Below are 21,261 nucleotides of genomic sequence, written 5' to 3'. Positions count from 1 at the left end.
TCCCGGTGCAGCTGCTGGCCTATCACGTGGCGGTGCTGAAGGGCACGGATGTGGACCAGCCGCGCAACCTGGCCAAGAGCGTGACGGTGGAATAGGCAGAACGCCACGGAACAGGGCAGGGGGCTGCGCAAAACCTGCTGGATTGCCCGCAATTCACCCTTGGCGGCGGGGCGCGTATCAACAATTGGTCTCCCGGAACGGACATCCTGTCCCGGCCGGAGAGAGCACATGAACCGTCGCATGATGTTGGGCGCCGCCGCGGGCGGCATCGCGGGCAGCCTCGCCACCCCCGCCGTCGTCACCGCGCAGACGACCTTCAACTGGCGCATGACCAGCTTCTACGGCCCCCAGGCGGCCTTCTACTCGACCGGCCCGGGCAGCGCGCGCGACCTGATCGACCGCATCCAGCGCATGTCCAACAACCGCATCCGCATCCAGTTCTTCGGCGCGGGCGAACTGATCCCGGCCGCCGAGGGCTTCGACGCCGTCAGCGCCGGCATCGTCGAGATGAACTACGCCAACGCCTATTTCTGGACGGGCAAGACCTTCGCCGCGCAATACTTCACCGCCGTGCCCTTCGGCCTGAACTTCCAGGGGCTGAACGGCTGGATGTATGATGGCGGCGGCCTCGACCTGTGGCGCGAGGTGTATGACCGCTTCAACCTGGTGCCCTTCCTTTGCGGCAACACCGGCGTGCAGATGACGGGCTGGTTCCGCCGCCCGATCAACAGCGTGGAGGACCTGCGCGGCCTCAAGATGCGCATCCCGGGCCTGGCGGGCCGCGTCTACCAGGCGCTGGGCGTGGATGTGCGCCTGCTGCCGCCGGGTGAGCTCTTCCCCGCGCTGGAGCGCGGCGTGATTGATGCCGCCGAATTCGTGGGCCCCTACCTCGACCGCCAGCTCGGCCTGCACCGCGTCGCCAAGCACTACTACACCACCGGCTGGCACGAGACGGCCACGGCCTCCGAACTCACCATCAACAAGGCCGCCTGGGCGCGCCTGCCCAATGACCTGAAGGCCATCGTGGAAAACGCCGTCGCCGCCTGCAACGTGATCTCCGAGGCCTGGTGCCAGAAGAACAACGCCGACGCGATGGAGGACCTGATCCGCAACCACGGTGTGGAGGCCAAGGAACTTCCGGACGCCGTGGTCGCCCGCCTGCGCGAGGAGAACACCAAGGTGCTCGATGCCGCCGTGGCGCGCGACCCTGTCACCCGCCGCGTGCACGAGAGCTACATGGCCTACAAGGCGCGCTTCGACGCCTGGTCGCGCTATTCCGAGGTGCCCTACCACAACAAGATCCGAGAGGCATGAGCCGCGCCGCCGACACGCTGGAGGCCTTGGTGGAGGGGCTCGGCCGCCTCTCCGCCGTGGCGCTCATCGGCCTGGTTCTCGTCATGGCGGGCAATGTGCTGCTGCGCTACGGCTTCTCCGCCGGCAGCGTCTGGGCGCAGGAGCTGGAATGGCACCTGATGTCGCCCATCGCGCTGCTGGGGGCCGCCTGGGCGTTGAAGCATGGCGAGCATGTGCGGGTGGACGTCTTCTACGCGCGCATGAGCGAGCTGTGGCAACGCCGCGTGGAGTTCCTCTCCTGCCTCGCCGGGCTGCTGGTGAGCCTTGCCGTCATCTGGCTGTCCTGGCGCTATGTCATGCAGTCCTGGATGCAGGGCGAGGGCTCGGCCAATCCGGGCGGGATTGACGCGCGCTACATCCTGAAGGGCTTTATCCCTTTGGGTTTCGCGCTGCTGGCGCTGCAATTCACCGCGCTTCTTCTCCGCCTCGCGCCGCAATTGCGGCGCTGACACCGGAAACTCCCCATGCCGATCCAGGAAATCTACGCCATCGCGATGCTGCTCGCCTTCTTCGCGCTGCTGCTCGTGGGGGTGCCGGTGGCGCTGACGCTCGCCATCTCGGGCTTCGTCTTTGGCTGGCTGGGCTTCGGGCCCATGCTGTTCAACCTGCTGCCGGCCCGCATCTACGGCGTGGTGACGAACTACACCCTGCTGGCCATTCCCCTCTTCGTCTTCATGGGGGTGATGCTGGAGAAGTCCCGCCTGGCGGAAGACCTGATGGCCGTGGTGGGGCGGCTCGCCGGCAACCTGCGCGGCGGGTTGGCACTCGGCGTCGTCTTCGTGGGCGTGCTGATGGGGGCGACCACGGGCATCGTGGGTGCGACGGTGGTGACGCTCGCCTTGCTGGCCCTGCCGGCGATGATGTCCCGCGGCTATGACCGGGGGCTGGCCTGCGGCGTCATCTGCGCCTCGGGGACGCTGGGGCAGATCATCCCGCCCTCGCTCATTCTCATCCTGATGGCGGACATCATGAACCTCTCGGTCGGCACGCTGTTCGCCGCCGCGGTGTTTCCGGGCCTGCTGCTGGCCGGCATGTTCGCCGCCTATGTCATCATCCTGGGCATGGTGCGGCCCGACATGGCCCCCCCCGTGCCCGCCGAGGAACGCGCGCTCATCGACACGCGGCAACTGTTGCTGCGCCTGCTGCGCGTGGTGCTGCCGCCGGTGGGCCTCATCGTGGCGGTGCTGGGCTCCATCATCGGCGGTGTCGCCGCCCCCACCGAGGCGGCGGCCATGGGTGCCTTGGGCGCCGTGCTGGTCACCGCCCTGGGTCGCCGCTTCAACGCCACCCTTTTGTGGGAAAGTGCCGCCGCCGCCGCCCGTATCACGGCCATGATGATGTTCGTCCTCATCTGCGCGCAGGTCTTTGCCCTGGCCTTCCGCGGCCTGCGCGGCGAGCAGCTGGTGGAGGACCTCTTCGCCTTCCTCCCCGGCGGCGTGAACAGCGACATCCTGTTCATGCTGCTGCTGATCTTCGTGCTGGGCTTCTTCCTGGAATGGATCGAGATTTCCTACATCGCGGTCCCCCTCTTCCTGCCCATCTTCGCGAGTTCGGGCGTGGACCCGGTGTGGCTGGCGGCGCTGATCGCCGTGATGCTCCAGACCTCCTTCCTCACGCCGCCCTTCGGCTGGGCGCTGTTCTTTCTGCGCGGCGCGGCGCCCCCCGAGATCACCACGGGCGAGATCTACCGCGGCGTGCTGCCCTTCGTGGCCCTGCAGCTCCTGGCGGTGGGGGCGGTCTTCGCCTTTCCCGCGCTCGCCACCTGGCTGCCGCGCGCCATCGGCTGGTAGCCCCGGTTTCATTGCCGGGACGGAGCGCCTACATGGGCGGGGTCTCGCAACGGCCCAGGAACCCCGCCCATGTCCTATGATTTCGACCTCTTCGTCATTGGCGGCGGCTCGGGCGGGGTGCGGATGGCGCGCATCGCGGCGGGCCATGGCGCCCGGGTGGCGGTGGCCGAGGAACGCTTCTGGGGCGGCACCTGCGTGAATGTCGGCTGCGTGCCCAAGAAGCTGATGGTCCAGGCCGCCGAATACGGGCATTGGGCCGAGGACGCGGCTGCCTTCGGCTGGGACATCCGGAAGGGCGCGCATGACTGGGCCAAGCTCGCCGCCGCGCGGGATGCGGAGGTGACGCGCCTCTCGGCCATCTATGGCCGCCTGCTGCAAGGGGCGGGGGTGACCAGCTTCGACGCGCGGGCCACCTTCGAGGACGCGCACACCCTCCGCGTGGGCGACCAGCGCATCACCGCCGAACGGATCGTGGTCGCGACCGGCGGCCGCGCCACGCGGCTCGACATTCCGGGGGCGGAACTGGGCCTCATCAGCGATGACCTGTTCACGCTGCCCGCCCTGCCGAAGAAGGTCGCCATCCTGGGCGCGGGCTACATCGCGCTGGAATTCGCGGGCCTCCTGCACGGCCTGGGCGCGGAGGTGGAGGTCTTCCACCGCTCCCCCCAGGTGCTGCGCGGCTTCGACAACGACGTGCGCCTCTGCCTGACCGAGGCCATGACGGCCCAGGGCATCCGCATGGAGGGCGGCGTGAACGCGACCCGCCTGTCGCGCCTCGATGACGGCCGCATCCTGCTCAGCCTCTCCAACAACGGCATGCGCGACGTGGACGCGGTCTTCTTCTGCACCGGGCGCGTGCCCAACACCGAGGGGCTGGGGCTGGAGCGCGCCGGGGTGAAGGTGGCGGAAGGCGGCGCCATCCCGGTGGATGACGACCACGCGACCAATATCCCGCACATCTTCGCCATCGGCGATGTGACGGACCGGCTGAACCTCACCCCCATGGCGACCGCCGTGGGCCATGCCCTGGCCGACACCCTCTACGGCGGCAACCCCCGCCGGGCCAGCTACGAGAACGTGCCGACGGCCATCTTCACCTCGCCGCCCGTGGGCACGGTGGGGCTGGGCGAGGAGGAGGCGGCCCGGCGTGGCCCCGTGGACATCTACCTCACCCGCTTCACCCCCATGCGCCACACCATCACGAAGCGCGAGGGCATGCGGGTGATGATGAAGCTCGTCGTCTGCCAGGAGAGCCAGCGCATCCTGGGCGCGCACATGGTGGGCGAGGACGCGGCCGAAATCATGCAGGGCATCGGCATCGCCGTCCGCATGGGCGCCACCAAGGCGGATTTCGACCGGACCATCGGCATCCACCCCACGGCGGCCGAGGAATTCGTGACGCTCAGGACCCGCACGCGTGTCGCGGGGGTCACGGCCGACGCGGCGGAATAGAGTGCGATCCGCGGAGGCGGCATCGCCGGAGCGGTGAATCGCCCTCTCGGCACGACAGGTAGCCATGCGGCCGGGCCTGCCCTAGTGTCACGGACCTTTCTCTACTGGAGTGACGGCCATGGCGCGTGAATGGCGCCCCGATTCCTGGCGGCAGATGCCCATCCGGCAAGTGCCGGACTATCCCGACACGGCGGCCCTCGCCGCCATGGAAGCCAAGGTCAAGACCTTTCCGCCGCTGGTTTTTGCAGGCGAGTGCGAGCGACTCAAGGCCGCGCTCGCCGAAGCTGCCCAAGGCCAGGCCTTCGTCCTCCAGGGGGGGGATTGCGCCGAAAGCTTCGCGGATTTCCATGCCGATGCCATCCGCGACAGCTTCAAGGTGCTGCTGCAGATGGCCGTGGTGCTGACCTTCGGCGCCGGCATGCCGGTGGTGAAGCTGGGCCGCATGGCGGGCCAGTTCGCCAAGCCGCGCAGCAGCGATGTCGAGACGCTGGAGGGGGTGACGCTGCCCTCCTACCGCGGCGACATCATCAACGGCGCCGCCTTCACGCCCGAGGCCCGGGTGCCCGACCCGGCGCGGATGGAATTCGCCTACCTGCAATCGGCCGGCACGCTGAACCTGCTGCGCGCCTTCGCGACCGGCGGCTTCGCGGATCTGCACCAGGTCCATCGCTGGAACCTTGATTTCGTGGCGCGCTCCCCGCTGGCCGACCAGTATGAGGGCCTGTCCAACCGGATTGATGAGACGCTGCGCTTCATGGCCGCCTGCGGCATGAACAGCGACAACGCGCCGCAAATCCGCGAGACGGCCTTCTACACCAGCCATGAAAGCCTGCTGCTGCCCTATGAGGAGGCGCTGACCCGCCAGAGCAGCACCCACCACCGCACCTATGCCTGCAGCGCGCATTTCCTCTGGATCGGCGACCGCACGCGCCAGCCGGACGGCGCGCATGTGGAATTCCTGCGCGGCGTGGCCAACCCCATCGGCATGAAGGTGGGCCCGTCCATGGAGGCGTCCGAGCTGGTGCGCCTCACCGAAATCCTGAACCCGCGCAACGAGGCGGGGCGCCTCACCCTCATCTCCCGCATGGGGGCCGACAAGGTCGAGACGAAGCTGGCGCCGCTGGTGCGCGCGGTGCGCGAGGCCGGGCGCCAGGTGGTCTGGCTGTGCGACCCCATGCACGGCAACACCACCACCCAGAACGGCTACAAGACCCGCAGCTTCGACGCGATCCTGGACGAGGTGCGCCGCTTCTTCGACGTGATGGCGGCCGAAGGCGCCCATGCCGGCGGCGTGCATGTGGAGATGACGGGCCGCGACGTGACCGAATGCGTGGGCGGCGCGCAGAAGCTGACGGCGGCCGACCTCTCGGCCAACTACGCCACCTTCTGCGACCCGCGCCTGAACGCCGAGCAGTCGCTGGAACTGGCCTTCCTCATCGCCGAGGAGCTGAAGGCCCACCGCGCCCGCCCCGAGCGCATCCCCGCCCGGGCCGCGCAATAGGCATGGACGAGGCCGAGATCGCGGGGCGGACGGACAGCTACTTCAACCGCACCCGCCGCATCGTCGAGAAATTCGGCGATGCGCGCGTCACCTACGCCGTGTTCATGCGGCGGCCCGTCGTCTCGGCCCCGCGCCTGGCGCTCGATTTCATCGAGGCCACCTCGCGCCTGCGCGGCAGCCCCTTCGACATTGACCTGAAATACCCGGAAGGGGCCTGGGTGGGCGCGGGCGACCCGCTGTTCTACCTCACCGGCTCCTTCGTGGCGCTGGCGGATCTGGAGACGCTCTACCTCCAGAAGCTCGGCCCCGTCTGCGTCGCCGCGCACAACGCCTATGAGATGTGCCTGGAGATGCCCGGCACCAGCTTCCTCGCCATGGAGGCGCGCCACTGCGCCGGCGACGAGATGCAGCAGATGATGGCCTATGCCGCCAGCGTGGGCAGCGAGGCCGCGAAGCGGGAAGGGGCCAAGGGCTTCATCGGCAACGCCAATGACAGCACGGCCCATTGGTTCGGCGCGAAGTCGGGCCGGGGCACCATGCCGCACGCCCTCATCGGCTATGCCGGCAGCACCGTCCGCGCCGCCGAGATGTTCCGCGAAACCTTCCCGAACGACGACCTGACCGTCCTGGTGGATTATTTCGGCCAGGAGCTGACCGACAGCCTGGCCGTCTGCGCCCGCTTCCCCGACCTCGCGGCCGAGGGGCGGCTCGCCGTGCGGCTCGACACGCATGGCGGCCGCTTCATGGAGGGGATGGACCCCGCCGAGAGCTATGCCGTGCTGGAACGCCACGCGCCGGCCGCCATCCGCCGCTATCGCAACGAGGGCGAGCGGCGGGATCTGGTGGGCACCGGCGTCTCGGCCGCCGCCATCTGGCGCATGCGCGAGGTGCTGGACGAGGCGGGCTATCCGCGTGTCCGTATCGTGGCTTCCTCCGGCTTCAACGTGGGCAAGTGCCGCGTGATGGCCGAGGCGCGGGCGCCGGTGGATGTGGTGGGCACGGGCAGCTTCATCCCGAACCTGTGGAACGAGACCTACGCCACCGCCGATATCGTGGAATATGACGGCGTGCCGCGGGTGAAGCTGGGCCGCGAATTCCTGCTGCGGAAGAACGGGCAAAGGCGTGGCCAGTAAAGCGGGGGGGCTGAATTGACCGCGCCCCGCCCCCTGCCTACTTCCAGGATATGACACAGCGCCTCCGCATCGCCCTCGCGCAGATGAACCCCCATGAGGGTGCGCTGCGGTCCAACGCCGCCAAGATCCGCGCGCTGCGCGCCGAGGCGGCCGCAGGGGGCGCCGATTTGCTGGTGACGCCCGAATTCAGCATCGCGGGCTACCCGCCCGAGGACCTGGTGCTGAAGCCCGCCTTTTACGACATGTGCGTGGCGGAGATCGAGGCCCTGGCGGCGGAGACCGCCGATGGGGGCCCGGGCGTGATCCTGGGCGGCCCCTGGAAGGACTCGGGAAAGCTCTACAACGCCGCCTTCCTGCTGGATGGCGGCAAGATCGTGGCCCGCCGCGCCAAGCATGAATTGCCCAACTACGGCGTCTTCGACGACAAGCGCGTCTTCGACGCCGGCCCGGCACCTGGCCCCGTGGTGTTCCGCGGCACCCGCATCGGGCTGATGATCTGCGAGGATTGGTGGTTCCCCGCCGTCTCCGAAACCCTGGTCGAATCCGGCGCGGAACTCCTGCTGGCCATCAACGGCTCGCCCTTCGAGGTGGACAAGAGCGAGGCGCGGATTGACCTCGCCGTGTCGCGGGTGGTGGAGACGGGGCTGCCCTTCGTCTTCCTCAACCAGAATTGCGGGCAGGACGAACTGGTGTTCGACGGTGCCAGCTTCGTGCTGAACGCCGACCGCAAGCTGGCCGTGCGCCTGCCCTCCTTCACCGAGATGCTCGCCATCACCGACTGGGTGCGGGACGGGGAGGGGTGGCGCTGCACCCCCCAGGAACTGGCTAGGCCGCTCGGCCATGAGGCGCAGATCTACGCGGCCATGACGCTGGGCCTGCGCGACTATGTCGAGAAGAACGGCTTCCCCGGCATCGTGCTGGGGCTTTCGGGCGGGATAGACAGCGCGCTCTCCGCCGCCGTCGCCGCCGATGCGCTGGGGCCCGACCGGGTGCGCGCGGTGATGCTGCCCTCGCCCTACACCAGCGCCGAAAGCCTGGAGGACGCGGCGGAATGCGCCCGCCTGCTGGGAATCCGCTATGAGAGCGTGAACATCGGCCCCGCCATGGAAGCCTTCGGCGCCATGCTGGCGCCGGCCTTCGGCAACCGCCCACCCGATATCACCGAGGAAAACATCCAGTCCCGCATCCGCGGCGTCACGCTCATGGCCATGTCCAACAAGTTCGGCGACATGCTGCTGACCACCGGCAACAAGAGCGAGATGAGCACGGGCTACGCCACCATCTATGGCGACATGTGCGGCGGCTATTCCGTGCTGAAGGATGTCTACAAGACCGACGTCTTCGCCGTCTGCCGCTGGCGCAACGACAACATGCCGCATGACGCGCGCGGCCCGCGTGGCCCGGTGATGCCCGACCGCGTCATCACCAAGCCGCCCTCCGCCGAGCTCAAGCCCGACCAGAAGGACCAGGACACCCTGCCCCCCTATGACGTGCTGGACGCCCTGCTGATGGGCCTGGTGGAAGAAGAGCGCGGCGTGGACGAGATGGTGGCCAAGGGCTTCGACCGCGCGCTGGTGCTGCGCGTCTGGCGCATGCTGGACCGCGCCGAATACAAGCGCCGCCAGGCCCCGCCGGGCGTGAAGATCGGCCGCCGCGCCTTCGGCCGCGACCGCCGCTACCCCATCACCAACGGCTTCACGGGGCTGATCGCATGAGCGAGGAACTGCTCGCACCCCCGGAGGGGCTGGAGGTCCGCATCCTCGATCTCTCCGGCGCCAATGGCCAGGAGCCGGTGGAGGTGGTGCGCGGCTTCACCTCGCTCGCCCACGCCAATGCCTTCGCGCGCCGGCGTGTCCGCGACAGCGTGGAAATCTGCCGCGGCCGCGGCATGACGCCCGAGCAGGTGCGCGACGCCTGGTTCGCCTTCGGCGAGGATGCCGAGGTGGGCGGCGTGGAAGACGGCGCCTGGAAGAGTGCCACCGAACTCGCCCATTTCACCGCCACCCCCTGCCGCGACCGGGAGGAGCGCAATTGGCGCATGCTCGACCCGCGCGGCGACGCCGACGACGAAGATGCGGACGGCGAGGACTGAATCCCAGATGAAACTCCGCTTCGCCCCCTCTCCCACGGGGCATCTCCATGTGGGCAATGCGCGCATCGCACTCGCCAACTGGCTGTTCGCCCGCAAGTCCGGCGGCCACCTGCTGCTGCGCCTGGACGACACCGACACCCAGCGCTCCCGCCAGGACTATGCCGAGGCGATCGAGGAGGACCTCCGCTGGCTCGGCCTCGACTGGGACGAGCTGGTGCGCCAGTCCGACCGGCTCGACCGCTACGCCGCCGCCGCCGAGGCGCTGAAGGCCTCCGGCCGCCTCTACCCCTGCCTGGAGAGCGAGGAGGAACTGGCCTTCAAGCGCGAGCAGCAGCGCCGCGCCGGCCGTCCGCCGCTGTATGATCGCGCGGCGCTCAAGATGACGCCGGACCAGCTCTCCCGCGCCATGGCGAACGGCAAGGTGCCCTATTGGCGCTTCAAGCTGTCCAACACGACGGTCGAATGGCAGGACCATGTGCTGGGCCGCCGCGCGGTGAAGCTCTCCGCCATCAGCGACCCGGTGCTGGTGCGCGCCGATGGCTCGCCCCTCTACACCTTCACCTCCGTGGTGGACGACCTGGACATGGGCATCACCCATGTCATCCGCGGCGAGGACCATGTGACCAACACGGGCATCCAGCTCGACCTCTTCGCGGCCCTGGGCGGTGATCCGCGCAAGCTGGCCTTCGCGCACCTGCCGCTGCTGACCGATGCCGATGGCGGGCCGCTGTCCAAGCGCATCGGCTCCCTCTCGCTGCGGCAGTTGCGCCGCGACGGGATCGAGGCCGCGTCCATCACGGGCTATCTCGCGGGCCTTGGCACCTCCAACGATCCCGCGCCGGGCGCCCCGCGCGACCTGCTGCCGGGCTTCGACCTCGGTGCCGTCTCGCACTCCTCGCCGCGCTTCGACCCGCGGCAGATGATGGGGATGAACCGCAAGCTGCTGCACGCGCTGCCCTTCGCCGAGGCCGCCCCCCGCCTGCCCGAGGGCGCCACCCAGGCCTTCTGGGACGCCGTGCGCGGCAATCTCGACACGCTGCCCGAGGCCAAGCACTGGTGGGAGGTGGTGCAGGGCCATATCGCCCCCATCCCGCAGCCGGACGAGGCCGAATACCTGGCCCATGCCCGCGAGAACCTTCCCGCCGAGCCCTGGGACGACACGACCTGGACCGCCTGGACCGAGGCGCTCAAGGCCATCAGCGGCCGCAAGGGCAAGGGGCTGTTCCTGCCCCTGCGCCGGGCGCTCACCGGCGAGGACCAGGGCCCCGACATGAAGCAGCTTCTGCCGCTGATCGGCCGCGCGCGGACCGAGGCGCGGCTGGCGGCCTCGCTTCAGCCTTGAAACAAGGGCCCGTGCGGGCGCATAACCCCCCGCATGGGCCAGAGCATCACCTGCCGCTGCTGTTGACAACGCTGCGCCGCCCGGCGCGCGCCTGCGGCCCCACGCCCCCACGGATTGTTCCCAGATGCCCCAGCTTCGCTTCCACAACAGCCTGACCCGGCGCGAGGAGGCTTTCACGCCGCTCGATGCCAGCCATGTGCGCCTCTATGTCTGCGGCCCCACCGTCTATGACCTGGCGCATCTGGGGAACGCGCGTCCCGTGGTGGTGTTCGACGTGCTGGCGCGGCTGCTGCGGCGCCTCTACCCGCGCGTGACCTACGCCCGGAACATCACGGACGTGGACGACAAGATCAACGCCCGCGCCCGCGAGACCGGCCAGCCCATCGGCGCCATCACCAGCCGCACCACCGCCGATTTCCACCGCGACATGGCGGCGCTGAACTGCCTGGCCCCCGATGTGGAGCCGACCGCCACCGGCCACATCGCGGAGATGATCGCCCTCACCGAAAAGCTGGTGGCGCGCGGCCACGCCTATGCGGCGGAAGGCCATGTGCTGTTCAGCGTGGGCAGCTTCGCGGACTACGGAAAGCTCTCCGGCCGCAACCAGGACGAGCTGCTGGCCGGCGCCCGCGTGGACGTCGCCCCCTACAAGCGCGACCCCGGCGATTTCGTGCTGTGGAAGCCGTCGGACGCCGAGACGCCCGGCTGGGACAGCCCCTGGGGCCGCGGCCGGCCTGGCTGGCACATCGAATGCTCCGCCATGTCGTGGAAGCACCTGGGCGAGACCTTCGACATCCATGGCGGCGGGCATGACCTGCTGTTTCCCCACCACGAGAACGAGGTGGCGCAATCCCGCGCCGCCTTCGGCACCGCCTTCATGGCCCACACCTGGCTGCACAACGGCATGCTGCTGGTGGACGGCGAGAAGATGTCGAAGAGCCTCGGCAACTTCATGACGGTGCAGGACGTGCTGGCGCGCGGCCCCTGGGCGGGCGAGGCCTTTCGTCTGCTGCTGCTGCGCACCCATTACCGTTCGGCGCTGGATTTCACCCTCGCCGCGCTGGACGAGTGCAAGGCCGAACTCGACGATTTCTACGCCATGCTGGCCCGCCCCGCGCCCGAGGCCGAGGCACCCGCCGCCATGGTGGAGTGGGTGCTGGAACCCCTGCATGACGACCTGAACACGCCACTGGCCCTGGCCCGCCTGCGCGACCTCCGCACGCTGGAAAACGTGGCGTCGGTCGGCGGTTCGCCCGCCGCCGTCCATGCCCGCACGCCCGCGCCCTGGGACCCCGCGCCGGGCGAAGCGCGCGCCGCCATCCTGGACGCCGCGCAGGTGCTGGGCCTGCCGCTGCACGATGCCGCCGCCTGGCGCCAGGGCGGCGGCGATGCCGAGGTCGAGGCCGCCATCGCCGCCCGCCTCGCCGCCCGCGCCGCGAAGAACTGGGCCGAGGCCGACCGCATTCGCGACGACCTCAAGGCCCAGGGCATCATCCTGGAGGATGGCGCCGGCGGCACGACCTGGAGGAGGGCGTAGCGGAATGCGTGAGGAAGGCGCCGCCCCCCTCGTCGCGCCCGAGGGCGAGACGCCCATCGTGGTCCTCGTCCGCCCGCAACTGCCCGAGAACATCGGCACCACCGCCCGCGCCATGGCCAATGGCGGGCTGTTCCACCTGCGGCTGGTGGCGCCGCGCGAGGGCTGGCCCAAGGAACGCGCCTGGGCCGCGGCCTCGGGCGCCGACCGCATCCTGGACGCCGCCACCGTCCACGCATCGGTGGACGACGCCATCGCCGATTGCCACCGCGTGCTGGCCACCTGTCCGCGCCCGCGCCACGTCATCATGCCCGTGATGACGGCCCGCGCCGCCGCCACCGAGCTGCGAAGCCTGCGCGAACGCAACCTGCGCACCGCCCTCCTCTTCGGCCCCGAACGCGCGGGGCTGGAGGCCGAGGACCTGGCCCGCGCCGACACGCTGGTGCGCTACCCGCTGAACCCGGAATTCTCCTCGCTGAACCTCGCCCAGGCCGTGATGGTGCTGGCCTATGAGTGGTGGGTGGCGGCCGACGGGACGCCCCCCGTGCGGCTGCAGACCCACAAGACCGAGGTCGCCACCCGCGGCTCGCTGGAAAACTTCATGGGCCACCTGGTCGCGGAGCTGGATGCCTGCGGCTTCCTCCGCAACGAAGCGAAGCGCCCCGGCATGGTGCGGAATTTGCGCCATTGGTTCACCCGTGGCGAAGTGACCGAGCAGGAGCTGCGGACGCTGCACGGCGTGGTGGCCGAGCTCTCGCGCGGCCGCATGCGCCATGGCCGCCCCGAACCCGAAGCCCCAAGGACTCCCGACGATGACTGAAGACGAGGCCCACGCCACGCTGCGTGCCCGCGGCCGGCAGGAGATGCGCGAGATCCTGGGCGCCCCCTTCACCGAGGCGCATGACGCCGCGACCACGCCCTTCACCGCGCCCGTCGCCGCGCTGGTGGAGGAGATGGCCTATGCCAGCCTCTGGACGCGCCCGCATCTGGACCGCAAGCAGCGCAGCCTCATCACGCTGGCCATGCTGTGCGCGCTGAACCATCCGGAGGAGCTGCGCATCCATCTCGTCGCCGCGCTGAACAATGGCTGCACGGCGGACGAAATCCGCGAGGTCTTCACCCACGCCGTCGCCTATTGCGGCTTTCCCTCCGCCATTGATGCGCTGCGCATGGCCGAGGCGGTGCTGAAGGAAGAGGGGAAGCTGTAGCGCGTCGCGCTTCCCCCCCCCCCGCATTTGCGCCCTGGGTCCAGCCGTGGCGAAATGGCCCGGTGCGGCCGAAGCCGGGAGGAACAACGATGAACGAACAGGAAGCCCATGACGCCCTGCGTGCCCGGGGCCGCCAGGAGATGCGCGAAATCCTGGGTGCGACCTACACCGACGCCCGCGACGCCAGCACTACCCCCTTCAACCAGGCCGTCCGCGCGCTGTCCGAGGAGATGGCCTACGCCACCCTCTGGACCCGCCCGCATCTGGACCGCAAGCAGCGCAGCCTGATCACGCTGGGGATGCTCTGCGCGCTGAATCACCCGCATGAGCTTCGCATCCATCTGGTGGCGGCGCTGAACAATGGCTGCACGGCCGAGGAGATCAGCGAGGTCTTCACCCACGCCGTCGCCTATTGCGGCTTTCCCGCCGCCATTGACGCGCTGCGGATGGCGGAGACGGTGCTGAAGGAACAGGGAAAACTCTAGGCGGCCTCTGCCGCGCGGCTGATTCACGTCGTCGGCATCCGCCGACGCCGATCAGACGCGAAGTGCCGCGCGGCTGATTCACGTCGCCGGCATCCGCCGACGCCGATCAGACGCGAAGTGACGTGCGGCTGATTCACGTCGCCGACGCCGATCAGACGCGAAGTGCCGTGCGGCTGATTCACGCCGCCGGCGCCGATCAGACGCCCTCCATCCGCGGGTCCGGCACCCTGGCCGCCGCCAGCACATCCACCCGCGCCGCGCCGCCCGCCAGCAGGGCGCGGGCGCAGGCATCGGCGGTGGCGCCGCTGGTCAGCACGTCATCCACCAGCAGCACCCGCCGTCCGGCCAGCACCCGGGCGGCCCCGGGCGCCAGGCCGAAGGCACCTTCCAGCTCCGTGGCGCGGTCGCGCGCGCCCATCTCGCCCAGGGGGCGGGTGCGCCGCAGCCTTCGCAGCAGCAGGGGCCGGTGCGGCACGCCTGAGATGCGCGACAATTGCGCCGCCAACAGCGCCGCCTGGTTGTGCCGCCGCGCGAAGAGGCGCCAGCGGTGCAGCGGCACGGGCAGCAGCATGTCGGCCTCGGCCAGCAGCTCGCGCCCCGCGCGGGCCATGTGGCGGGCGAGGGGGCGGGCCATCTCCACCGCGTCGCGGTGCTTGAAGGGCAGGATCAGCGCCTTGGCGCCGGCGTCATAGCGCAGGGCCGCACGGGCGGCGGTGAAGGCGGGCGGGGCTTCCACGCAGGCGTCGCACCAGACGCCATCCCCCATGGGCGTGCCCATCCCTTCATGCGGGAAGGGCACCCCGCAGCGCGCGCAGATCGGCGCCGAGACGAAGGCCAGCTTGCCGAAGCAGTCGGCGCAGAGCCCGCCCTGCTCGCCCACCGGGGCGTCGCAGGTCAGGCAATGGGGGGGCAGCAGCGCGTCCAGCGCGCCGATGCCCAGACGCTTGAAGACCCCCGCTACCAAGCCCCGAAGGGCGCGTCACCGTCCCGCGCCACCTCATGCACCAGGTCCACCTCCCAGGAGAGATAGGCGTGCATGGCCTCCTCGATGCCGCTGTTGCGGTCATAGGGGCGGAGGTACCAGTCCACGCAGGCCTCGTCCGGCGGGTTCTGCCGGTCGGTGGCGAGGGGCAGGCCGGCCGCGCGCCAGGCCGACACGCCGCCTTCCAGCACCCGCGCCCCCAGCGTCTCGGCCGCGGCCAGATGCGCCAGCAGCGGGTCCGGCGCGGTGATGACCACGGGGCCCGTGATCTCCGGCAGCCGCCCGCGCACCGCCCAGACGCTGCCCGGGATATGCCCCGCCCGGAAATCGATGGAGCGCGCGAGGTCCACCACCGTCACCCCCGTTTCGGCGGCCAGGGCCTCCGGCGTCACGGTCGGCGCCGAGGGCGTGTGCGTCAGCGACGGCACCCAGGGCCCCGTCTCCAGCGGGCCCGAGAGCGGGTCGGTGACGACAAACACCTCCCACCCCCCCATCAGCCGCAGCCAGGCGGCGCTCATCCGTGCGCGCACCGTGTCATTGTCCGCCAGGATGACGCGCGCGCCGCGCACCGCGATCCATTGGTCGGTGGCCTGCACCAGCTGCCCGCCGGGGGCGTGGCGGAAGCCCGGAATATGCCCGGCCGCGTATTCGTCGAGCGCCCGCACATCCAGCGCATAGGTGGTGCGGGAGGGGGCGGCGCGCATCGCCTCGGCCTCGGCGCGGGTGCATTCGCGCACCCCCGTGCGGGCGGCGAAACCCATGGCCCGTTCCAGCGCCAGCCCGGCGGTGACGGGCGTGCCGGGCGGGTAGCTCGCGCTCTGTCCGCGCGCCACCTGCAGCCCCGCCAGCTCCCACCCCATGGTGCCGTTCCGCAGGGCCACGACCTTGTTGGGCACGCCCGCCTGCCGCAGGCTTTCCGCGCCCATGATGCTGCGGGTGCGCCCCGCGCAGTTCACGACGATGGTGGTCTCGGCGTTCGGCACCAAATCCGCGATGCGATAGGCCAGCTCGCCCCCCGGCACGTTCACCCCGCCGGGGATGGACATGCGGTGGAACTCGTCCATCGGCCGGCTGTCGAGGATGACGAGGTCCGTCCCCGCCTTCACCAGCGCGTCCAACTCGGCCGCGTCCAGGCTCTCGGTGCCGTAGTGGTGCTCCACCCATTCGCCGAAGGCCTTGGAGGGCACATGCACGCCGGTGAAGACGACGTAGCCCGCCGCCTCCCAGGCCGGGGTGCCGCCTTGCAGCACATGGACATCGGTGGCGCCGATGCCCTCCAGGAAGGCGGCCAGCTTCTCGGCGTAACCCTCGCCGCCATCCACGCAGACCACCGTCGCATCCAGCCGCGGCAGCAGCGCCCGCGCCCGCAATTCCCGCTTGGAGAGCGGGCAGGGGACGGCCCAGAACAGGTGCCCGTGGCCGAACTCGCCCTCCTCGCGCGCGTCGAGGATGGCCAGTTCGCGCCCTGCGCCGATCCACGCCTTCAGCGTGGCCGCATCCAGCATGCGCATCAGCGGTCGGTGCCGGCCGTCGGCTTCATGAAGCTCTTGTTGTAGAAGCTGACCTCGCCGGTCTTGTCGTCGAAGGCGCGGCGGCCATCCAGCTTCTCCAGCGCCAGGCCATACATGTGCAGGTGGCGCGTGGGGCGCTCGCCGGTGGTGTGGATGGAGTGGATGTCCTCCGGCATCAGCGCGATGCCGCGGCCCGGTTCCACCATGATCTCCTCGCGCACGCGCATCTCGCAGCGCGCGGGGTCGGTGCCGTCATCCATCCGGTCATAGACCTTGTTCAGCTCCTGCCCGTCCACGGCGACGACCACGGCCCAGGTGGTGTGGTCATGCGGCTTGGTGGAATTGCCGGGGTTCAGCGCGTTCAGGTAGAGGGCGAAGCGGTTGTTGTCCTCCTCGCGCAGCAAATAGCGGTTGCTGCCCTTCTCGCCATTGGGCGGGGGCGGGAATTCGCTTGAGGGAAACAGGTGTTCCTGTGCGGCCAGCTGCAGCAGCTCGGCCTTGATGGCTTCCAGCGCCTCGCGGGTCACGCCCATGCGGCTCTCGATCTCGCGCACGCGGCCGACGGCGGCGGCGACGGCGGCGGTGCGGGCCGCCTTGACGTCCATGGTGTTCATTGCCCGGTTCCTCCTCGATGCGGCCCTGATGCTACCCCCGCTTGCGCCGGGGCGCCACGGGCCGCACATGAACTCGGTGGAAGCCGCCCCCGAGATCTTCGACCGCACCCTCCTGGCCCGCCGCCGCGCCCGCGCGGCCCCGCGCGTGCAGGAGGTGGCCCCCATCCTCGACGCCGCCGCCGAGATCCTGCTCGACCGGCTGGACGACACCACGCGCCGCTTCACCCGCGCGCTGGACCTGGGCGGGCGCGGCGCCGTCGCACCCCGGCTCGCCGCGCGCGGCATTCCCTTCGTGGTGTCCATGGACCTCGCGGCCCCCATGGCGGCGCGCGCTGGCGGCATGCCGCTGGCCGCCGACGAGGAATGGCTCCCCTTCGCGCCGCACAGCTTCGACCTGATCGTGGCCAGCCTCAGCCTGCACATGGTGAACGACCTGCCGGGCGCGCTGGTCCAGCTGCGCCAGGCGCTCGCCCCGGATGGGCTGTTCCTGGCCAGCCTGCCCGGCCTCGGCACGCTGCAACCGCTGCGCGAGGCGTTGGCCGCCGCCGAGAGCGAAACCCGCGGCGGTATCTCGCCCCGCGTCTCGCCCTTCCCGGAACTGCGGGACCTCGCCGCGCTGCTGCAACGCGCGGGCTTCGCCCTGCCGGTGGCCGACCAGGACCGTCTTTCGCTGGAATGGCGCACGCCGATGGCGCTGGTGGCCGACCTGCGTGCGGCGGGCGAAACCAACGCCATCCGTGCCCGGGATTCACGCACCCCACCGCGCGCCCTGTTTCCCCGGGCCTTCGCCGGACTGCCACTCCGCCACGAGGCCCCCCTCCTGGTGATGACCGGCTGGGCGCCGCATGACAGCCAGCCCAAGCCCGCCCGGCCCGGCAGCGCCACCACCCGCCTGGCCGATGCCCTGGGGGCCGTGGAACACAAGGCAGGCGACCGGGCGGGGTAGGGGGCGTTGGGTGCCGCTGGGGAGGGCGCTGCCCTCCCCAGACCCCTCCCGCCGAGGGCCTTGGCCCTCGGAACCCGTCTCATGGCCATTTGCAGGGAGGGGCATGGTGCGTCCGTGACCACGGGCGCGCCTGTGACGCCCCTCCCTGCAAATGGCCATCATACATGGGGTCAGGGGCCCACGGCCCCTGGCGGGGGTGGTCTGGCGGGGGCGGCAGCCCCTGCCAGCGGGCCCAGACGCGCCCTTACCCGCCCAGCGCCGCCTTCACCAGTGGGCCGGCCTTGGCCATGTCCAGGCTGGCGGCGTGCTTCGCCTTCAGGGCGGCCATGACCTTGCCCATGTCCTTGATGGAGGTGGCGCCCGTCTCGGCCACGGCGGCCTGGACGGCGGCTTGCATGGCGGCCTCGTCCATCTGCTGGGGCAGGAAGGCCTCGATGACGGCGATCTCGGCCTCTTCCTTGTCGGCGAGTTCGGGCCGGTTGCCCTGGCGGTAGAGTTCCACGGATTCGCGGCGCGACTTGGCCATGCCGCGCAGCATGGCGATGATGGCGGCATCATCCACCGGCGGGCCGGGACGGGCGGCGATGTCCGTGTCCTTGAGCTTGGCCGTGATCATGCGCAGCGCCGCGGTGCGCGGCGCGTCCTTGGCGAGCATGGAGGTCTTGAGTTCGGCGGTGAATCGGTCGCGCAGGCTCATGGTGGGCTTCCTAAGCGTGGAGGGTTTTTCCCAGGGCGTGCATCTCGCCTTGAAGTGGGAAGTGATTTCCCACATAGTCTAGCCCATGCGCAGTGTGGAAGACATCCTCGCCCTCATGGGCGGGGCCGAAGCGGCCGCCGCCACCTGTCAGGTGGGCACCGAGGCCATCCGGAAATGGCGCCAGGCCCGTGCCATCCCTGCACGCCACTGGGCCGCCGTGATGCACGCCACCGGCCTTCCGCTGGACGCCCTGCCGGGGGCCCCCTCTTCCACGCCGCGCCCAACCAAGGAAACGCCCATGACCGAGACCGCCCCCGAAGGTGCCACCGCCGCGCTGGTGCTGGATGATGGCAGCGTCTTCTGGGGCCGTGGCTTCGGCGCGCATGGCACCATGGTGGCCGAGATCTGCTTCAACACCGGCATGACGGGCTATCAGGAAACCCTGACCGACCCCTCCTACGCCGCGCAGATCATCGCCTTCACCTTCCCGCATATCGGCAATGTCGGCACCAACCCCGAGGACATGGAGGCCGCCAACCCCGCCTGCCGTGGCCTCGTGGTGAAGCAGGACCTGACCGAGCCCGCCAATTACCGCGCCACCGCCCACCTGCAGGACTGGCTGAAGCGTCACAACATCCCCGGCATCGCCGGCGTGGACACCCGGGCGCTGACCATCCGCATCCGCGATGGCGGCGCGCCCAATGGCGTGCTGGCCTTCCCCGCCGATGGCCGCTTCGACATCCCGGCCCTGGTCGCGCAGGCCAAGTCCTGGCCGGGGCTGGAGGGGATGGACCTCGCGAAGGACGTCACCGCCCGCCAATCCTACACCTGGGACGAGACGCGCTGGTCCTGGGGCACGGGCTTCGGCAAGCAGGAGGCCCCGCGCTTCCGCGTCGTGGCGCTGGATTATGGCGCGAAGCGCAACATCCTGCGCTGCCTGGCCGATGCCGGCTGCGCCGTGACCGTGCTGCCCGCCACCGCCACCGCCGAGGATATTCTCCGCGAGAAGCCCGATGGCGTCTTCCTCTCCAACGGCCCCGGCGACCCGGCGGCGACCGGCGCCTATGCCGTCCCCGCCATCCAGGCGGTGCTGGAGGCGCGCATCCCCACCTTCGGCATCTGCCTGGGCCACCAGCTGCTGGCGCTCGCCCTGGGTGCGCGCACCTACAAGCTGGACCGCGGGCACCGGGGCGCCAACCAGCCCGTGCAGGACCTGGCCACCGGCAAGGTCGAGATCACCAGCCAGAACCACGGATTCGCGGTGGATGCCTCCACCCTGCCGGCCACGGCCAAGGTGACCCACATCAGCCTCTTCGACGGCAGCAACGAGGGCATCGCGGCCACCGACCGCCCGGCCTTCAGCGTGCAATACCACCCCGAGGCCAGCCCCGGCCCGAGCGATAGCCACTACCTCTTCCACCGCTTCGTGGCGATGATGGCGGAGGCCAAGGCGGCCTGAACCAACAAGGGAGGGGTTTGCGATGTTCGACCTGTCAGGGCGCGTCGCCCTCGTCACCGGGGGCAATGGCGGCATCGGGCTCGGCTTCGCGCGGGGGCTGGCGCGCAATGGCGCGGCCGTGATGGTGGCCGGGCGCGATGCGGCCAAGAACGCGGCGGCCGTCACGGCGCTGGAGGAACTCGGCGCCACCGCCGCCAGCGTGGAGGTGGATGTGACCGACCAGGCCTCGCTCCAGGCCATGGTCGCGCGCTGCGTGGAGGTGCTGGGGCGCCTCGACATCCTGGTGAACAATGCCGGCACCAATATCCGCCGTCCGCCCGAGCAGGTGACGCTCGCCGACTGGCACACCGTGCTGAACACCAACCTGACCAGTGCCATGTTCGCCGCCCAGGCCGCCTACCCGCACATGAAGGCGGGCGGGGTGGGCCGGGTGATCAACAACGGCTCCATGCTCTCCATCTTCGGCATGCCGCTGCACGCGGCCTATGCCTCGTCCAAGGGCGCGGTGGTGCAGCTGACGAAGTCCCTCGCCACGGCCTGGGCCAAGGACGGCATCACGGTGAACTGCGTGCTGCCGGGCTGGATTGATACCGACCTGACGCGCGGCGCCCGCCGCGACATTCCCGGCCTGGACGACAACGTGCGCGCCCGCGCCCCCGCCGGCCGCTGGGGCACGCCCGAGGATTTCGAGGGGATCGCCGCCTTCTACGCCTCCGACGCCGCCGCCTACATCACCGGCACATCCATCGCGGTGGATGGCGGCTACTCCATCCAGGGCTGAGCCGCATGGATCTGCCCGCCTGGATGCGCTTCGAGGATCTGTCGGCCGCGCATCCGCGCGTGCTGTCCCTGCGGTCCACCGAGCAATTCCTGCTGCTGGCCAGCTACAAGCTGTGGCGCGAGGATGTCTCGCCCATTGACGGTGCCGCGCTGGACAAGCTGCGCAGCCGCCTCTCGCCCCACCCGCGGCGCGAGCAGAACCTGCAATTCGGCCGCAACGTGCTCGAGACGGCGCTGGAACGCCTCAGCACCGCGGGGTTGATCGAGCTGGGCGAGCGTGGCCTGACGCCCGCGCTGCGCGCCGTGGTGGAGATCGAACGCGCCATGGGCCAGGGCAAGCGCGACGTGGAGCCGATGCTGCGCCGGCTGCTGGAGGGCTGAC

Annotated in this window: 21 protein-coding genes; 17 read left to right on the top strand and 4 right to left on the bottom strand. The window is 70.3% G+C overall.

Annotated elements, in window-relative coordinates; translation table 11 throughout:
* Positions 1-228: 228 nt before the first annotated feature.
* The 13 genes from GGQ83_RS13700 (at position 229) to GGQ83_RS13640 (ending at position 13,890) form a co-directional block, all read left to right on the top strand.
* Positions 229-1,314 (top strand): TRAP transporter substrate-binding protein, encoded by a 1,086-nt coding sequence (locus GGQ83_RS13700; protein WP_184384929.1) that lies wholly within the window; start codon positions 229-231, stop codon positions 1,312-1,314.
* Positions 1,311-1,802: a TRAP transporter small permease subunit gene (locus GGQ83_RS13695; protein WP_184384927.1), complete on the top strand. Its 492-nt coding sequence runs from the start codon at positions 1,311-1,313 to the stop codon at positions 1,800-1,802. Before GGQ83_RS13700 ends, GGQ83_RS13695 begins: the two co-directional genes overlap by 4 nt.
* 15 nt (positions 1,803-1,817) lie before the next feature.
* Entirely contained in the window at positions 1,818-3,143 is a 1,326-nt protein-coding gene (locus GGQ83_RS13690) for a TRAP transporter large permease (RefSeq protein ID WP_184384925.1), read from the top strand.
* 69 nt (positions 3,144-3,212) lie between these two features.
* Positions 3,213-4,595 (top strand): glutathione-disulfide reductase, encoded by a 1,383-nt coding sequence (gene gorA, locus GGQ83_RS13685; RefSeq protein ID WP_184384923.1) that lies wholly within the window; start codon positions 3,213-3,215, stop codon positions 4,593-4,595.
* Positions 4,596-4,713: 118 nt separating this feature from the next.
* On the top strand, positions 4,714-6,096 hold the full coding sequence (locus GGQ83_RS13680) for a class II 3-deoxy-7-phosphoheptulonate synthase (protein ID WP_184384921.1): 1,383 nt from the start codon (positions 4,714-4,716) through the stop codon (positions 6,094-6,096).
* Positions 6,097-6,098: 2 nt separating this feature from the next.
* Positions 6,099-7,229: a beta/alpha barrel domain-containing protein gene (locus tag GGQ83_RS13675; protein WP_184384919.1), complete on the top strand. Its 1,131-nt coding sequence runs from the start codon at positions 6,099-6,101 to the stop codon at positions 7,227-7,229.
* Between the two features lie 50 nt (positions 7,230-7,279).
* Positions 7,280-8,944, top strand: a complete 1,665-nt coding sequence (locus GGQ83_RS13670) for an NAD+ synthase (RefSeq protein ID WP_184384917.1) — start codon at positions 7,280-7,282, stop codon at positions 8,942-8,944.
* Complete coding sequence (locus GGQ83_RS13665) at positions 8,941-9,321, top strand: hypothetical protein (RefSeq protein ID WP_184384915.1); 381 nt, start codon at positions 8,941-8,943, stop codon at positions 9,319-9,321. The genes GGQ83_RS13670 and GGQ83_RS13665 overlap by 4 nt, the downstream gene beginning before the upstream one ends.
* A gap of 7 nt (positions 9,322-9,328) precedes the next feature.
* Positions 9,329-10,663: a glutamate--tRNA ligase gene (gene gltX, locus GGQ83_RS13660; RefSeq protein WP_184384913.1), complete on the top strand. Its 1,335-nt coding sequence runs from the start codon at positions 9,329-9,331 to the stop codon at positions 10,661-10,663.
* A 124-nt stretch (positions 10,664-10,787) separates the two neighbouring features.
* On the top strand, positions 10,788-12,200 hold the full coding sequence (gene cysS, locus GGQ83_RS13655) for a cysteine--tRNA ligase (protein WP_184384912.1): 1,413 nt from the start codon (positions 10,788-10,790) through the stop codon (positions 12,198-12,200).
* A gap of 4 nt (positions 12,201-12,204) precedes the next feature.
* The gene (locus GGQ83_RS13650) at positions 12,205-13,017 is read left to right on the top strand and encodes an RNA methyltransferase (protein ID WP_184384910.1); all 813 of its coding nucleotides are present in this window, start codon (positions 12,205-12,207) and stop codon (positions 13,015-13,017) included.
* Positions 13,010-13,405: a carboxymuconolactone decarboxylase family protein gene (locus GGQ83_RS13645; RefSeq protein ID WP_184384908.1), complete on the top strand. Its 396-nt coding sequence runs from the start codon at positions 13,010-13,012 to the stop codon at positions 13,403-13,405. The genes GGQ83_RS13650 and GGQ83_RS13645 overlap by 8 nt, the downstream gene beginning before the upstream one ends.
* A gap of 89 nt (positions 13,406-13,494) precedes the next feature.
* Positions 13,495-13,890, top strand: coding sequence for a carboxymuconolactone decarboxylase family protein (locus GGQ83_RS13640; protein ID WP_184384906.1), 396 nt, complete (start codon positions 13,495-13,497; stop codon positions 13,888-13,890).
* 196 nt (positions 13,891-14,086) lie between these two features.
* Here the strand turns inward: GGQ83_RS13640 and GGQ83_RS13635 are convergent, their stop codons facing one another.
* The 3 genes from GGQ83_RS13635 to GGQ83_RS13625 are packed head-to-tail and all read right to left on the bottom strand — an operon-like array spanning position 14,087 to position 16,997.
* Positions 14,087-14,854 carry a ComF family protein gene (locus GGQ83_RS13635; protein WP_184384904.1) on the bottom strand — a complete coding sequence of 256 codons (768 nt, stop codon included), beginning with the start codon at positions 14,852-14,854 and terminating at the stop codon, positions 14,087-14,089.
* A complete protein-coding gene (locus GGQ83_RS13630) occupies positions 14,848-16,377 on the bottom strand; it encodes a rhodanese-like domain-containing protein (RefSeq protein WP_242535151.1) in 1,530 nt (509 codons plus the stop codon). Before GGQ83_RS13630 ends, GGQ83_RS13635 begins: the two co-directional genes overlap by 7 nt.
* Before the next feature lie 5 nt (positions 16,378-16,382).
* Complete coding sequence (locus tag GGQ83_RS13625; RefSeq protein WP_184384900.1) at positions 16,383-16,997, bottom strand: cysteine dioxygenase family protein; 615 nt, start codon at positions 16,995-16,997, stop codon at positions 16,383-16,385.
* A gap of 67 nt (positions 16,998-17,064) precedes the next feature.
* Between GGQ83_RS13625 and GGQ83_RS13620 the strand changes: the two genes are divergently transcribed.
* Positions 17,065-17,943: a methyltransferase domain-containing protein gene (locus GGQ83_RS13620; RefSeq protein WP_184384898.1), complete on the top strand. Its 879-nt coding sequence runs from the start codon at positions 17,065-17,067 to the stop codon at positions 17,941-17,943.
* Positions 17,944-18,187: 244 nt separating this feature from the next.
* On the opposite strand, the gene GGQ83_RS13615 is transcribed toward GGQ83_RS13620, so the two are convergent.
* Positions 18,188-18,640, bottom strand: a complete 453-nt coding sequence (locus tag GGQ83_RS13615) for a GatB/YqeY domain-containing protein (protein ID WP_184384896.1) — start codon at positions 18,638-18,640, stop codon at positions 18,188-18,190.
* Positions 18,641-18,725: 85 nt separating this feature from the next.
* Here GGQ83_RS13615 and carA point away from each other — a divergent pair, with 85 nt between their 5' ends.
* The 3 genes from carA to GGQ83_RS13600 are packed head-to-tail and all read left to right on the top strand — an operon-like array spanning position 18,726 to position 21,260.
* Positions 18,726-20,099, top strand: coding sequence for a glutamine-hydrolyzing carbamoyl-phosphate synthase small subunit (gene carA / locus GGQ83_RS13610; RefSeq protein WP_184384894.1), 1,374 nt, complete (start codon positions 18,726-18,728; stop codon positions 20,097-20,099).
* A 22-nt stretch (positions 20,100-20,121) separates the two neighbouring features.
* Entirely contained in the window at positions 20,122-20,880 is a 759-nt protein-coding gene (locus GGQ83_RS13605; RefSeq protein WP_184384892.1) for an SDR family NAD(P)-dependent oxidoreductase, read from the top strand.
* Between the two features lie 5 nt (positions 20,881-20,885).
* On the top strand, positions 20,886-21,260 hold the full coding sequence (locus GGQ83_RS13600) for a hypothetical protein (RefSeq protein ID WP_184384890.1): 375 nt from the start codon (positions 20,886-20,888) through the stop codon (positions 21,258-21,260).
* Position 21,261 lies beyond the last annotated feature (1 nt).

Origin of the sequence: Roseococcus suduntuyensis (assembly GCF_014196305.1) — a bacterium.
GTDB classification, from domain to species: Bacteria; Pseudomonadota; Alphaproteobacteria; order Acetobacterales; family Acetobacteraceae; genus Roseococcus; species Roseococcus suduntuyensis.
Note: the sequence above shows the minus strand (reverse complement) of the source record. Positions and strands in the feature narration are given on the sequence as shown.